Origin of the sequence: Colwellia sp. BRX10-9, from assembly GCF_014077405.1 — a bacterium.
Lineage (GTDB): Bacteria > Pseudomonadota > Gammaproteobacteria > Enterobacterales > Alteromonadaceae > Colwellia_A.
Window position 1 is genome coordinate 157,035 of sequence record NZ_JACGVV010000003.1, and the last position, 15,415, is coordinate 172,449.

Genomic DNA, 15,415 nt, shown 5'->3' on the forward strand with positions numbered 1-15,415 from the left:
TGAATAATTATCTACAGTGAAAATTATGCTCTCTGCTTTTATTGAACAACACAAACTACCTGATGAATTCAGCGACACCGTTAGACTGCATTACCAACCACTTGCTGAGCGAATATTGGGGCAATTCAAAAAACACAACACACCGTACTTTGTCGGCATCAATGGCTGCCAAGGTAGTGGAAAGTCAACATTAACAGATTTTCTCGCTGAATATTTAACAACACAATACCCTCTTAATGTGGTGGTAATGTCTTTAGATGATTTTTATCTAACAGGTGAAAAACGTCAGCAGCTTGCAGAAAACATTCACCCATTATTAGCGACAAGAGGTGTGCCAGGCACTCATGATATGGCGACTCTTGAGCACGTACTTTTGCAATTAAAAGCTAAAAAAACGGGGTTTTCTATCCCTAGATTCAATAAGGCTACCGATGAACCCTATCCAAAAGAGCAGTGGACTGTGGTTGATAAACCAATAGATATTATTTTATTAGAAGGATGGTGTTGGGGGGTAAAGCCTCAAACTGAAGAACAACTAAGGTCAGCTATTAATGAACTTGAATTGCAGTATGACGCTAAAGGTGAATGGCGAAATTACGTTAATCAACAACTGAGCGAGGCTTATGTTCCCTTGTACAAAAACATGGATTTTTGGTTAGCACTGCAAGCACCATCATTTGACTGTGTTTATAAATGGCGATTAGAGCAAGAACAAAAATTACAAGCTAGAAACATCAACTTAGCTAATTCAAAGGTAATGTCTCCTGAAGAAATATTAAACTTCACCCAATATTTTCAGAGACTTAGCGTACAGAGCTGCACGACTATCGCACAATCTGCCGACGCAATATTTTACTTAGATTATGCTCGCCAAATCAAAGATGTGCCGCTAAAGGAAGTACGATGAGCTCATTAAGAACACTTGTTTTTAGTGACTTAGATGGAACCTTACTCGATCACTTCACTTATCAATCAAGGCCCGCAGATAAAACACTTGCGCAATTAAAATGTGCAAATATTCCGGTTATTTTAAATACCAGTAAAACCCTTGCTGAATTAGCCATTATTCATCGTGAACTCAAACTAGATACCCCCTTTATTATTGAAAATGGTGCCGCTATTTATATACCTATAGCTACTTTTTCAGCACAACCTGCTGACACTGAAATTGTTGGTGACTATTGGGTAAAATCTTTCTGTTTACCTAGGCAGCATTGGTTAACTTTATTAGCTGAACAAACTGATGAATTTAAAAAGTATTATCAAGGTTTTTCCACTATGTCTGCAGCTGACCTTACCGAAATAACAGGGCTGTCGTTAACAGAAGCTAAGCGCGCTCAACAAAGGCAATATGGTGAACCTATTCAATGGTTCGGTGATGAGGTCAGCAAAAATAGCTTTATAGAGCATCTTATTGATCTAGGAGCCAATGTTGTTCAAGGTGGTCGGTTCATTCATGTCGGTGGCTACTGCGATAAAGGCCAAGCCCTAATTTGGCTAACAGAGCAATATCGAGAAAACTTTAATAACCCTGCAATTCTGACCATCGCCTTGGGTGATGGTGAAAATGATAGCCCAATGCTAGAAGCCGCAGATATCGCGGTACAAATTCGCTCACCCGTTCATAACTTCCCCAAACTCTATCGCCAATTTAAAACGACTCGTACGCAAGATTATGGTCCTGAGGGTTGGGCTCAAGCACTACAAACCCTGCTTGCAAAGCAACTACTTTCATCTTCTACTATTATATAAGAGGTAAACCATGGCTGATTTTTATCAAAACGGTACAGTAACCACGCTACATAACTTAGCACAGCGTGAACCAGCAGATATGGCAGCTGAAATACTAGCCTTCTCTAAAAAGCGCTCTTTAGGGCTTATTTTACCTTCATTATTTTCTGAATTAGAAGGCAAAGCCTTACCCGATATTATTAATAAAATTAAAGGTGTCGAATATTTATCAGAAATAGTTATTGGTCTTGACCGTGCCGATCTTAAACAATATAAACACGCCTTAACTTTCTTTGGTCAACTGCCGCAACATCACCGAGTATTATGGAATGACGGTCCAAGATTACAAGCGATAGATGCAAAATTACATGCCCTAGGGTTAGCCCCCAAAGAGTTGGGTAAAGGCCGTAATGTTTGGTATTGCATGGGCTATATTTTAGCTTCGGGTAAAGCGGAGTCAATTGCCCTACATGATTGTGATATTTTGACCTACGAACGTGAACTACTAGATAGACTACTTTATCCTGTTGCTAACCCTATGTTTAATTACGAGTTTGCTAAAGGTTTTTATGCACGAGTTGCCGGTGGAAAAATAAATGGCCGTGTATCTCGTCTATTAGTAACACCGCTAATTAAAGCGTTGAAAAAAACAGTCGGTCATTGTGACTATTTAGAATACATGGACAGTTTTTTATATCCTTTAGCGGGTGAATTTTCTTTCCGTCGAGATGTATTAAACGATATTCGTATTCCTAGTGATTGGGGCCTTGAAATTGGTGTGCTCTCAGAAATGTATCGCAACTATTCGCCTAACCGTTTATGCCAAGTTGATATTGCGGCGACCTACGATCATAAGCATCAAGATTTATCTTTGGATAATACTGATGGTGGTTTATCAAAAATGTCGATTGATATCAGTAAAGCCTTTATTCGTAAACTTGCTACCCAAGGCGAAACGTTCACGGCAGAAAAATTCAGAACATTGAAAGCTACTTACTATCGTATTGCGTTGGATTATGTCGAAACTTATCGAAATGATGCCATGATGAATGGCCTTAAACTTGATATTCATAATGAAGAAAAAGCAGTTGAGATGTTCGCACAGAATATATTAACCGCGGGCAATACCTTCTTAGATCAACCCATGGACACACCGTTTATTCCTTCTTGGAATAGAGTAGTTAGCGCCATACCTGATATTTTATCGCAACTAAAAGAAGCGGTAGAGTTAGATAACGAAGAATTCAGACAAGCATTATAAAAAAAGGTGCCACATGCCAACGCAAGATAATCAGTTAACACCTAAATTGCAGGGTAATTTAAAAGAAAAGTTAGTTCAGCAGCTTTCGACTATCTATCACGATGTCCCGCTTGAAAAGCCAGTAAGTGATATTGCCCAATCTCTGCTTGATATTATGGGGTTATCTAAAGAAACAATGGCGGCGAAGCCTTTCTCAAACCATTGGTCAGAAGAAGATATTATCTTAATAACCTATGGCGATAGTATCGTTAAGGCTGATGAAGCACCACTCAAAACGTTGAAGACTTTTTTAGACACTAACGTTAGCAATACGATTAACAGCGTGCATATTTTACCTTTTTTTCCTTATAGTTCTGATGATGGTTTTTCAGTTATCGATTATTCATCGGTAAATGAGTCGTTAGGTACTTGGCAAGATATTGGCCAGATAAGTGAACATTATCGTTTAATGTCTGATCTCGTCATCAATCATTGTTCAAGCAGAAGTGCATGGTTTGACAACTTCATTAAAGGTGAAGGACAAGGCAGCGATTATTTTTTTACGGCTCTTGCTGATGATGACTTGTCAGCCGTTGTGAGACCAAGGACATCGCCCCTCTTAAAGGAAATTGAAACTGGCAAAGGCAAACAATTTGTTTGGTGCACATTCAGTCATGACCAAGTTGATTTTGACTTTCGTAATCCTGAAGTTTTAAAAGCTTTCGCTTCTATTATTAAACAATACCTTGATATGGGTGTAAAAATATTTCGTCTAGATGCCATCGCGTTTTTATGGAAAGTAGTAGGAACACCCAGTATTAACTTACCGCAAACTCACGAGGTGGTCAGGTTATTAAGGACGCTTATTGAGTCAGCTAAACAAGATGCTGTTATTATCACTGAAACCAATATCCCCAATACGCAGAACCTCACTTATTTTGGTAATGCCAATGAAGCCCATGGGATATATAACTTTTCATTACCGCCGTTGTTATTAAATACCTTGCTAACGGGTAACTGTTTATACCTTAAACGCTGGCTAATGAGTATGCCTCCTGCGCAAGATGGCACTATGTATTTTAACTTTATTGCATCACATGACGGTATTGGTTTACGCCCGGCAGAAGGATTATTAGATGAAGCTGAGCTGGATAATTTAGTACAGGCAGTAGAAAATTTCGGTGGAAAAATATCTTGGCGCACTACAGATACCGGCCAACAAAAAGCCTATGAAATGAACATATCACTTTATGATGCAATGCAAGGCACAGTGCGAGGTAAAGATCAGTGGAATTTTGAGCGTTTTATTTGTGCACATGCCATTATGTTTGCCCTCGAAGGCATACCAGGTATCTACATTCACAGCATGCTAGGCACACAAAATGATTATCAAAAATTAGCAAATACCCATCATAACCGTGCAATTAACAGGCGTCGCTGGCATGTGGAAGCTTTAGAAGAAGCGCTTAATGACAGTAACTTACACCATGCAAAAGTGCTTTCATCATTAAAATCTTTATTGGCGTTAAGAATTAAACAACCCGCCTTTCATCCTAACGCAACGCAATTTACCCTGCATTTAGGTTTGCAATTGTTTGGCTTTTGGCGACAAAGTAAAGACCGAAAACAAAGCATGTTTTGTGTGAGTAATATTTCTGATCAACCGGTAGTATTACCCTTGAGTGAGCTGAACTTAATTATTACCGAATCATGGTTTGAACTTATTACCGCAGTAAAAATAACAGAGTTAAACCAAGAGCTTACTTTGTCACCTTATCAAACAGTATGGATATCAAATATATAAAGTGAAAAGTTAAAAATAAACGCTATACTAAAAATAATTTTGGTATTAACTGCAGATTAGCTTTGGAATAGCAGGGGGGATTATCAATGCATGATTATTTTGCACCTCATGGTGAATTCAAATTACACGTGAGCAATAATATAATTATCGCGCGCTTAACGGGATCCTGGAATAAAGAGTGTGCGGAAAATTTTTCACAAGCATTTATAGCGCAAGTGAAATTGTTAAAAATACAAAAATGGGCGCATTTAGTCTTCTTAGATGACTGGCAAATAAGTGTTCCTGAAATTGTCCCTGTTGTTGATGAGTTAGCCGCTTTTTGTATTTTAAATGGTTTAGAAAAATCAGCGCAAGTCGCCAATGAATCAATGATGAAAAAAATGTACCTCGATAAAATGGCAATTGAAACACGCAGTAACTTTGAGAGGCGAATATTTTCTGATCAAGATAAAGCGATTAGCTGGCTCAGTGAATATGGTTTTACTACAACAAAAGGATTAAAAGCTTACGAGTTAGTATAGCTTGATGGTGCTGCTAGAAGTTTTTCGTAAACACTAAAAGCAACTGTAAACTGCTTTTATCTTCAACTAGAGGACTGTCAGTAATACTTTTATCAAACCAAGTGTATTCAAGATTTAAGCGGGTATATCCGCCAAAAAAAACAGGGGTCGCGATTGAAAATCCAAGATTTTTATTAACGCCACTATGACCAAGGTAAGCCCCCCTATTTTGATTCACTTCGTCTTTAGAAACACCATAATAGTAATCAACATGATGTTTATCTAAGAAACTGAGTGAAATTGAGGGTTCGAAAAATATTGGCCCATACCTAAAAACATGACCAATCGTTGATTTTATCTCAAAACCATTTGAGCGATTTAGTGCATCAAACATCGAAGAAAAGCCGATTTTCCAATCATTTTGTTGATAATCAACACCAAAGCCGACATCAAATGAACTTTTTCTTTTTCTCATCCCTTCGAAAATAGCACTATCAGATTCATCAAACCCTTGGAATCTTGGGGATAATTTTGCGGAGAGAGTTAATCGATTCGAATTTATTAACTTATAATTAATAAATGGTCCAAATACCGATAAGTTTTCTCCTTGATATCCCAATAAAGGTAAAGGCATTACTCGGGTGTTATATCCCTTATATATCTCTTTATTAACACTGATACCTACGCCGTATAAAAAACCTTCGGTTTTTTTTCGCTCAACAGATACGACTGTCCCCTGCTCTGAAAAGACGTAAAAAGCTGGAAAAACTAAAATTAATATTAAGGCTTTATAAATGCTTTGTATCATTGGGTGATTCTCACTGGATTTTTATCATACCGAGTATACGTTTAAAAGTGCAATGAAGTTTAAACCTCCGATGAAATTAACCGAGTAACAGCTTGTTATACATTTATCATAACTCTATTTATTCAGTGTTAATTTAATAATACGGTTATTAAAAATAATATTAATTATAACAAAGAGTAAAGTGCAGCCTTGTCTTTATTGTTAGCTAGGTACAATAATTAAAATATCTCAGCGAGGTGATCGACCTTGGCCTAAACTACGTATAGTTAAGCATCAATTATATTATCGGGTAAACCTAAAATGAAACACTTGAGCCATGACCAATTGTTAAAGATGGATGCACGCTACCGGGCTCAACTGATCAATAGTTTATCCGGATTTAAAAGTGCTAACCTCATAGGTACACGCAACAAGCAAAACCATAACAATTTAGCGATATTTAGCTCTGTTGTCCATTTAGGTGCTTCGCCTGCTCTAGTTGGTTTTATTACTCGCCCAGACATTGTAGAACGTCATACTTTAGAAAACATTCTGCAGACTAAACAATTCACCATAAATCAAGTTAATGAAAGTTTTTGGCAAGCGGCCCATCAAACATCCGCACGTTATAATGCCGACCAATCAGAATTTGAGCAAACTGGTTTAACGCCTTATAACGTTGATGGTATCAATGCCCCTTTTGTTAAAGAAAGTCACTTAAAGTACGCCTTGAAACTGCGTGAGATAGTGCCAATCGAACTTAATGGTACCCAATTAGTAATAGGTGAAATCACTGATATTCTTTGTGATGAAGTTGCTATTAAAGCCGATGGCTATATTGATATCGAATCATTGGGTACGGTTGCCATATCAGGACTAGATAGCTACCACAACAGTCAACGCTTATCACGATTGAGTTATGCTAAGCCAGAAACTCAACCTGGAGAAATTTCACTTGATGGCCATACGCTTGACGGTAATTCATTTGAAATCTAAATAAGCTTCACTGAACTCTAGGGACAAAAATGAAAAGTTGGCAGTTACTTGGCTATCTTGGTCTATTACCTTTTGCAGGTTTTTTATATTTAAGTGTTGTGCTAGAAGACTCTTCTGTGTGGGCACAACAAGCTTTTATAGCCTATAGCGCTATTATAGTCAGTTTTATTGCTGGCACATTGTGGCGTAAAGCCGAAGACAATACTCGGCTAACACAGCAAATTATTAGTAATTTATTAAGCTTGATCGCTTTTACCACTTTACTGATGCCCGATGATTTGGCCTTGATAGTATTGTCGTTCAGCTTTATGTTTTTATTTTTATATGAAAAAAAATTAGCGATGGTAGAACAAATAAACGATGTTGATGTGGCTTACATGAGAATGCGTTTTTGGCTAACTTTTATTGTTCTCTCACTGCATACCAGTGCTTATTATTTGTGGTTCATTTATGTAGCCACCCAATAACTTTTAGGAAAATTCATGCTAACTATATTCTATGATGGCAACTGTCCAATGTGTGCAACTGAAATGATCCACCTAAAAAGGCATGATCAAGACAACATCATACTTTTGGTCGATATACATCAAGAAAATTTTTCAAGTCTATACCCTGCAATTGATTTTTCAGCCGCTATGAAAATATTACACGCGACTTATAATGGTAAAGTTCTGCTCGGTTTAGAAGTCACACATAGGGCTTGGACACTTGTTGGTAAAGGCTTTTGGGTAGCTCCACTTAATTGGCCAGTATTTAAAACACTAAGCCACTGGGTTTACTTAGGACTGGCTAAATACCGTCATCAAATTTCAGCACTTCTCGCCAAGGTTTTTGGCATAAAAACAGCAAACTGTAATTCAGGAACTTGTTATGATAAATCAACTAACACTGATCATTGGCGCAAATAGCGACATTGGCAAAGCAATTGCCACCCAAGTAGCTTCTTTGGCTGATACTGGCCTTATTCTTATTAGTCGACAAGCCATTGACGAGAAAGACACTGTTGAGGAGCAAAACAGCCTTAAAACTAAAAAAATTACGGTTAAAGATTACCAACCGCAATCAATAGACAATGCTATAGCAGAATTAGTTGCACATAGTGAGTTACCCATAAGCCAAGTCTTTGTCTGTAACGGCATACTGCATAGTGATAAATTTCAACCAGAAAAACGTCTAGAAGACTTCGGTGCACAAGCATTTGAGCAAGTTATTAGCGCAAATACATTAACCCCAATGTTATGGGTTCAGAAGTTGACACCAATACTGACAAGGAAGTCACCCTGTAAATTTATTGTTTTTAGTGCCCGGGTCGGCAGTATAAATGATAACAAATTAGGCGGGTGGTATAGCTATAGGGCATCGAAAGCAGCATTAAATATGATGCTTAAAACTGCATCTATTGAGTTGGCAAGAAGAGCAAAGAATATAAAGCTAATTTCTTTTCATCCCGGCACTACAGATACGCCGTTGTCTAAACCTTTTCAAAAGAATGTCCCTGCAGATAAACTTTTTACCAGTGAATTTGTTGCCAAACAATTGCTAACTATTGTTGCTGATACTCCTATTGATCATACCTTGAGTTATCTTGATTGGCAGGGCAAGTCTATTCATTGGTAGCTGACAGTAATGGCCGTTAAAAGTTAACTATTCCAGGTTACTTTTTGATTTAACTGTTGAAGTTAAAAACAATAAAAAAAACTGCAATGAGATTTGCAGTTTTTATTGGGACTATTCATTAAAGGTGATTATTTTTTAGTAAAACCGTCAGCTATTTTATGAAAAGATTCAAGCGTCACTTTATTATCATATTCAATCGAAAATCTGCCATGGAATAATAAGGTTATTGTTAAGTCTTTATAACCTAACCAACATGTATATCCATCAAAGTCATGCCAAGCTTTAATACCAGAATACTGATAAACACCATCGAGTTTAGTACCCTCTTTGGTGATATGGTCATAGATTTCTAGAAAATCTCTTAGCGTTAATTGTCTATCCTTCATCAGTTAAAACTTAATCATTTGGCTGCATCGACCACTGCTACTGCTGGTGCCGCACATTTCATCATAAGCTGTTTGATACTCTAGTGCAGCGTTAAATATATTATTATCTCGAAGATAATTTTTAGCTTCAACTAAAGATCCCATCACAGCAACATCTCTAGATTGGGTTAGACCAATAAAGTTATTGAGAGAATCAACCGCGCCAACCAAATAATGAGTCGATTCAGCGACACCAATAATAGTGGGTATATTTGCTTGATTACTGTTAGTTAATGTATTCATCATAATAATTCTCCAACTTGAGTATAGCTATCATTACGGTGATACGAAGATTAAAGATCAACTTCAGTAAAATTCATAGTTGAATTTTACTAACCTATCACCTTAAAATATCTCGTTTGTCAAAAGATGCTTCTCTCTATTATCCTTTAGCTAGTATTCAGCTACAGCCATTAAGGAACATCTATGAAGAGTAAAACTGTCTGGTATCTCCATCTCCATGTAATGGATGAGTGGAGATGTGTATCCTCTGGTAGCCTTGCTCATATCAAAAAAGCCCAGAGTATGTATATACAAAATGGCGTAACCACACCGCTAAGGGTTGCACATAGTAAATTGATTAGTTCAAACAGTTAAATTAACAGATAACGCTTTTAAGCGAATTGCTAGGTTTATGATCAATATTGCCATAGCGGCTAAAGCTGGATTAGAATTGACTGCTGATCTTTCTTGGTCATTTTACTGACCACTAGTAAATAAGAATTATCCATCATTCTCTCTAGCTCGCCCTGAGGAATTGAGCCATCTAAGATAATAGTATTCCAATTAGATTTATTCATATGATAGCCGGGAATGATGCCTGGAAAAATATCACGTAATATCTCTGCCTCATCTGGGTCACATTTTAGGTTCATCCAAAAGTGGCCTTTAGCGTCTTCTGCAACCTTGGCACTTTTAGCGTTTGAACCATGAGAAATCGTTGCAAACAGTTTGTTTTTGACCTTGAAAACGCTAACGTCATCGCCAAATGGATAATAAAGTGAGCTTGCTGGTTTAGCTAATAAATAGTGCTCAGCCATTTGTTGGTTCATAGATTTCATTGACGTTTATCTCTATACATTAAAAGCTTAAATTTACGGTCTAATGAATTTAAGCATAGCAGTAAAGAGTGACTTTGGGTTAATGAGCAAGATGGGCAGAAGTTTCAACCTAAAAAATACCGACAAACAATCTATCGGTATTTTTTAGCAAAACTGAGCTGAGCTTAAATTAATAATAAGAAACTTGTGTTGGGATTGTTAAAATACTTTTACCAAAACGCTTTAACCAATAATATATCGCCGCAAAAATGGCAATGACAATGATGATGCTAATTCCCGCTGACAACGGATTAGTAGCAAAGGTTGCCACTTGATAAGTAAATGTCGCCGCTAAATAAGCCAATGAAAAGCTCCATAAAGCCGCAAATCCAGCCCAACGACTGCCAACTTCACTCTTTATTGCGCCCATAGCTGCTGCACAAGGTGTATAAAGCAAAATAAATAACAAGTAACTAAATGCGCCAATTTTACCGGCAAATGCAGCCTGCATAACGGTGAATGTTCCTTCATTAACGCCTTGTTCTTCTGCGGCGGTATGTAAGTTGGTAACATCTCCGATATCAGTCCCTAAAGGATCATCAGCTTGAATACCTAATAAGTTTTCTTTTATTGAATCCGTCGCGTCAGTCCACAACTCAGCCATTGACTTTAATGCTTCTGGCTCTGCATTCACATCGGTATAGAGACTATTAAATGTAGCCACTAAAGCCTCTTTCGCAAACAAGCCGGTAATAATGCCAACACTTGCTTGCCAGTTATCTTCCTTAATACCCATAGGTGCAAGTAAAGGGGTAACAACCTGAGCACTTTTACTTAATACCGACTCTTGAGAGTCTTGATGACCAAACTGACCATCAGTACCTAATGAGTTAAAGAAGTTGAGTACACAAACCACTAAGACAATCGTTTTACCTGCCCCCAAAATAAAAGACCGAGTACGTTGCCAAACACGATGCACTAGATAAGAAAGCTTAGGTATTTCATAAAGCGGTAATTCCATAATATTGACAGAATTTTTGCCCATTAATACCGTGTGCTTTAATAAAAATCCAGTGAATAGTGCTGCCGCTATACCGATTAAGTACAATAAGAAAACTAAGTTTTGCCCAGAATCCGGGAAAAATGCCGCAGCAAATAAAGCATATACCGGTAAACGTGCCCCACACGACATAAACGGTGACATCATTATGGTGGTGATACGTTCACGCTCACTATCAAGAATTCGTGCCGACATTACAGCAGGAACCGTACAACCAAAACCAACAATTAAAGGGACAAAAGCTTTGCCGGGTAAACCAATTTTTTGCATAGCACTGTCAACCACAAACGCTGCACGCGCTAAGTAGCCACTGCTTTCTAAAATCGATAAACCAATAAATAAACAAGCGATGATTGGAATAAAAGTAGCGACCGTTTGAATACCTAAGCCAGCTCCTTCAATTAAGGTTAGCAACCACTGAGGTAAATCATAACTTGATAAGAATCTTTGCGGGTAATCGACAAAAATAGCGCCGGCTAAAATATCAAAAAAGTCGATAAAAGCGCTACCAACATTGATTGCAAACATAAACAATAAGTACATCATGCTAAGAAAAACGGGCACACCTAACCAAGGATGAAGGATAAAATGGTCAAGGCGGTCACTTAAACTTATTGCCGGTGCTTTTTTGGAAGCCGGTAGACCCTTTTTAACATCGATCAATAACTGCTGAATAAACTCGTAACGCGCCTGCATAATACTAATAGCATCGGTATTGGTTTGCTGACAGCCACCTTGATCATTACAAGCGCCACATTCAAGATCAATTAACACCTCAGTTGAGTTTTTGTCCGCGAGTTTATTGACAATATCTGCTGATAACATTAATTTCTTTGGACGTTCACTTGCTTTAGGTAATTCAAGTAAAGCCTGTTCAACTTGTTTTAAGGTATCTTTAGCTAAGCTGTTGGCAATGATAACTTTACAGCCAAGTTCTTTGGCTAAAATATTTATATCAACGGTTTGCGCTTCTTTTCGATCAGATTTATTGATAACCAATAATACCGGTAAACCGAGTTCAAGTAGCTGAGTCGTTAAATACAACTGACGCTTTAATTGCGTCGCATCGACGACATTAATTAAACAATCAATGTCGTTATTTTTAAGAAAATCTTGGGTAATAGTCAGGTCTTTACTTTGTTCAGTTCGAGTGGCGAGAGAACTAATGCCAGGTAAGTCTGAAAGTAAAACTTGCTCATTATTAAATGAGAAGCGCTGCTGTTTTGTCGCTACAGTGACGCCAGTCCAGTTTCCTGTTTGTTGTTTCGCGCCCGTTAGAGCATTAAAAAACGTGCTTTTTCCTGAATTGGCAAAGCCAACTAGAGCCAAATGTAAAGCTTGTGACATTAGACGATTTCTATACCTATTTGTTGAGCAATACTCGGTGCTAAGCAAATTTTAGTACCATGGAGATGAAAGGCAAGTGGCCCATTAAATGGTGCTTTATGGGCTAATGATATCTCAGTTTTTAACGCAAAACCCTGCTCGATTAACTTTGAAGTCAAATCGAAATTTGTTGGCAACGTGCGGATCACCGCTCGTTGGGTACGCGTCAATTGTGAAAGGGTCATAAACAACAACTCAAATAATAATGATTATCATTTGATTCTACTTTACTATTAACTTTTCAGCAAGCGTATATAACAGCGTAATTGATCTAAATCAGCTTAAATTAATCTACTAATAAATTTGATTTAAAATTTAATAGTTTAGCAAGCGTTCAATATAATCATATTAAAAATATAACTGGATTTATCTGCGCAGCTTACGTAAAAATAGCGAAAAGGTAAGAGAGGTATTGTTATTATGAAAATTAAATATTACCTAATGAAACATCGCTGACAAATCCAAATAGCTTGTCAGCGATTTACTATTTTAATGACGGTATGATTTATAGATTAAAAGCTATATGTCATTTCTGCCCATGCACTGGTACCTTCTTCAGGTAAACGGTCCATAAACGTTACATCACTGCCTTTGACTCGGTTATAGCCACCTAAGTGATTTTGATATTCTTTATTGAGTAGATTATCAACGCCAAAACGAAGCGTTAATTGATTATTGACGTAATATTGAGCGTCTACATTCATCACACCATAACCAGCACTTGTTTGTTCCTGATTCGTTAATGAAATATCTTTTTGTGCGGCGGCCATCACTAAAGCCATATTTACAGACCAATTCTCACTAAAGTAATTGGCACTTAACTGACCATTCAATGGCGCAATACGATACAAGTTATCATTAATATCACGACGTTCGCCACGTACGTAACTGACCACGGCTGATAATTGTATTTGATCATTTATAGTGTAATAGCCATTTACATCAGCACCATAAAGCTTAGCATCTACATTAGTAAACTTTAGAGGGTTATCATCACCCGCCATCATTTGGGCCATCATTTTTGCTGACATATCCAACATACCTAAAGGAGTACCTTGAATATAGTCATCAATATTTTGATAGAAGAAATGAGGTGTGATCATAACTTTTTCAGTTTGGTAGGTAAAACCGAAATCCGCTTGATAAGCTGTCTCACTGTTAAGATCCATATTACCCACATAAGTGTTACCGTCGGCCAGCCCACCCGTTGATTCCATCGGGGTCCAGAGATAAAGCTCTTGATATGAAGGCGCTCTATTTTTTAAACCTACGCCTATATATAATGATAAATCTTTCGATAATTGAGTTTCCGTGCTTAATGCGATATCTATATTGGTATCATTAACACTGTGATCACTGTTATTAAAGTTATCCCGTAAGTCTATGGCTAAATCAGCCATCGTTGGCATAGCTGAATTCATATTATCCATCATTGCAGAGCCCATCGGCATAATCATCATTGCCATAGATGTTGCCACTTGACCTGCATCTAATTCGGCTCTTTTTAAACGGACGCCTAACTGAACTTTGGTATTGTTAAAGGTTTGCTGCCATTGTGCAAATAGCCCAAAGCGATCATCTTTGATATCATTAAAGTTTACCACGGCAAACTTTGAGTTATTTGGATTGGTGATCACAGAGTCATGCTTGGCTAAATAACCATCGAAGCCAAATTCTAACTCACCAAAAGTAAAAGATTTACCCAGCGAAAAATTAAAATTAGTTGTTATACCCGTAGCATTATTACGACGATGTTTTTCTGGATTATTATTCAATCGCTTTTCAAAGTTAGTCATACCATGATCGGCATCGGTGTAGCCTAATAACCAGTCTGCTTGCCAATCGGCCCAGGTAAAGTTACCGTCTAAACTTGCTCGGTGACTATAAATATATTCTATATCCATAGGTAATGCTGGCGTACCCGAATCTTGGGTATCTGTATAATGGTAGCTAAAACCTGTTTCACTACTCTCGCCAAAATAACGTAAATCAGTGCCAAATTGTCGTTTAGCAAAATCAGTTGGCGATATAATTTTACTATCGCCACTTTCCATATTCTCACCTTCTTGAACATTGCCATAAAAAAGCCCAGCAATATCACCTTTGGTAAGATTAACCACCGATGATAATGTTTGCGCTTCATTATTGCTTCGAACACCTGCTTGTAAATCACCATTTATCGCGAGTTTCTCGCTATTATTGGCTTCTGCTTTACGCATTTTTACATCAATAGCACCACCCAAGGTATTTATGCCGGCAGAAACCGGGGCGATACCACGATAGACAGTCATAGACTCAACAATTAATGGCGTAGAATAACTTAAGGGTGTGTCCATAGCATTAGGACCAGCGCCAATGACAGCTTGTCCATCAAGTGTGGTTGAAATTCGGTCGCCATATAGGCCACGATATTGTGCAATACCCGTTACCGGGCCATTACTGTTGACATTTGCACCAGGGACCGACTTTAACCAACTCGCTAAATCGGGCTCCGTAGTCTTCCCTTGGGCATAACTTTCATTATTTTCAATGCCGATATGGTGACGTTGATGAGTGATAGTGATCACTTCAATCTCATCGAGGTTAGCCGTTGAATCAAACGTATTATTAGCAAAAGCACTAATAGACAAAAGACTGCTAAAAACTAATGAAGAGCTTATTGCTAAAGCAATGGGTTTAATTGAAAACGTCATAGTTGTTTCACTTACTTGTTTGAGTATACCAAATAGAATTAATACTATTGTGTTAGCTATAATCAATAAAAACAAAGTAAAAACAGTGAACTGCGACATAATGTCGCAATAAAAAATGACTTACTTGACCTAAGTC

The 15,415-nt window shown here is 37.6% G+C and carries 16 protein-coding genes; 9 read left to right on the forward strand and 7 right to left on the reverse strand.

Annotated elements, in window-relative coordinates; translation table 11 throughout:
• The first annotated feature begins 25 nt into the window (after positions 1-25).
• The 5 genes from H4J69_RS03280 to H4J69_RS03300 all read left to right on the forward strand — a co-directional run bounded on the left by H4J69_RS03280 (position 26) and on the right by H4J69_RS03300 (position 5,296).
• Positions 26-907, forward strand: a complete 882-nt coding sequence (locus H4J69_RS03280) for a kinase (protein ID WP_182242278.1) — start codon at positions 26-28, stop codon at positions 905-907.
• On the forward strand, positions 904-1,752 hold the full coding sequence (locus H4J69_RS03285) for a mannosyl-3-phosphoglycerate phosphatase (RefSeq protein WP_182244029.1): 849 nt from the start codon (positions 904-906) through the stop codon (positions 1,750-1,752). Before H4J69_RS03280 ends, H4J69_RS03285 begins: the two co-directional genes overlap by 4 nt.
• 10 nt (positions 1,753-1,762) lie before the next feature.
• On the forward strand, positions 1,763-2,992 hold the full coding sequence (locus H4J69_RS03290) for a glycosyl transferase (RefSeq protein WP_182242276.1): 1,230 nt from the start codon (positions 1,763-1,765) through the stop codon (positions 2,990-2,992).
• Between the two features lie 13 nt (positions 2,993-3,005).
• Positions 3,006-4,775 (forward strand): alpha-amylase family glycosyl hydrolase, encoded by a 1,770-nt coding sequence (locus tag H4J69_RS03295; RefSeq protein ID WP_182230224.1) that lies wholly within the window; start codon positions 3,006-3,008, stop codon positions 4,773-4,775.
• An 86-nt stretch (positions 4,776-4,861) separates the two neighbouring features.
• A complete protein-coding gene (locus H4J69_RS03300; protein ID WP_182222452.1) occupies positions 4,862-5,296 on the forward strand; it encodes a hypothetical protein in 435 nt (144 codons plus the stop codon).
• A gap of 13 nt (positions 5,297-5,309) precedes the next feature.
• Here H4J69_RS03300 and H4J69_RS03305 read toward each other — a convergent pair whose 3' ends face one another.
• The gene (locus H4J69_RS03305) at positions 5,310-6,083 is read right to left on the reverse strand and encodes a MipA/OmpV family protein (RefSeq protein ID WP_182244028.1); all 774 of its coding nucleotides are present in this window, start codon (positions 6,081-6,083) and stop codon (positions 5,310-5,312) included.
• A gap of 300 nt (positions 6,084-6,383) precedes the next feature.
• On the opposite strand from H4J69_RS03305, the gene H4J69_RS03310 reads away from it, so the two are divergent.
• The 4 genes from H4J69_RS03310 to H4J69_RS03325 are packed head-to-tail and all read left to right on the forward strand — an operon-like array spanning position 6,384 to position 8,675.
• A complete protein-coding gene (locus H4J69_RS03310; protein WP_182244027.1) occupies positions 6,384-7,058 on the forward strand; it encodes a flavin reductase family protein in 675 nt (224 codons plus the stop codon).
• Positions 7,059-7,087: 29 nt separating this feature from the next.
• On the forward strand, positions 7,088-7,525 hold the full coding sequence (locus H4J69_RS03315) for a DUF3429 domain-containing protein (protein ID WP_182244026.1): 438 nt from the start codon (positions 7,088-7,090) through the stop codon (positions 7,523-7,525).
• A gap of 15 nt (positions 7,526-7,540) precedes the next feature.
• Positions 7,541-7,966, forward strand: a complete 426-nt coding sequence (locus H4J69_RS03320; protein WP_182213827.1) for a thiol-disulfide oxidoreductase DCC family protein — start codon at positions 7,541-7,543, stop codon at positions 7,964-7,966.
• On the forward strand, positions 7,929-8,675 hold the full coding sequence (locus H4J69_RS03325; RefSeq protein ID WP_182244025.1) for an SDR family NAD(P)-dependent oxidoreductase: 747 nt from the start codon (positions 7,929-7,931) through the stop codon (positions 8,673-8,675). Before H4J69_RS03320 ends, H4J69_RS03325 begins: the two co-directional genes overlap by 38 nt.
• Positions 8,676-8,803: 128 nt before the next feature.
• Here the strand turns inward: H4J69_RS03325 and H4J69_RS03330 are convergent, their stop codons facing one another.
• The 6 genes from H4J69_RS03330 to H4J69_RS03355 form a co-directional block, all read right to left on the reverse strand.
• Positions 8,804-9,061 (reverse strand): DUF3081 family protein, encoded by a 258-nt coding sequence (locus tag H4J69_RS03330; RefSeq protein WP_182213831.1) that lies wholly within the window; start codon positions 9,059-9,061, stop codon positions 8,804-8,806.
• Positions 9,062-9,064: 3 nt separating this feature from the next.
• Positions 9,065-9,346 (reverse strand): DUF6482 family protein, encoded by a 282-nt coding sequence (locus H4J69_RS03335; RefSeq protein ID WP_259367701.1) that lies wholly within the window; start codon positions 9,344-9,346, stop codon positions 9,065-9,067.
• A 410-nt stretch (positions 9,347-9,756) separates the two neighbouring features.
• On the reverse strand, positions 9,757-10,152 hold the full coding sequence (locus H4J69_RS03340) for an MmcQ/YjbR family DNA-binding protein (protein ID WP_182213896.1): 396 nt from the start codon (positions 10,150-10,152) through the stop codon (positions 9,757-9,759).
• Between the two features lie 178 nt (positions 10,153-10,330).
• Positions 10,331-12,547: a ferrous iron transport protein B gene (feoB, locus tag H4J69_RS03345; protein ID WP_182213833.1), complete on the reverse strand. Its 2,217-nt coding sequence runs from the start codon at positions 12,545-12,547 to the stop codon at positions 10,331-10,333.
• Positions 12,547-12,771 (reverse strand): FeoA family protein, encoded by a 225-nt coding sequence (locus H4J69_RS03350; protein ID WP_070375663.1) that lies wholly within the window; start codon positions 12,769-12,771, stop codon positions 12,547-12,549. The genes feoB and H4J69_RS03350 overlap by 1 nt, the downstream gene beginning before the upstream one ends.
• 327 nt (positions 12,772-13,098) lie before the next feature.
• Complete coding sequence (locus tag H4J69_RS03355; RefSeq protein ID WP_182244024.1) at positions 13,099-15,279, reverse strand: TonB-dependent receptor; 2,181 nt, start codon at positions 15,277-15,279, stop codon at positions 13,099-13,101.
• Positions 15,280-15,415 lie beyond the last annotated feature (136 nt).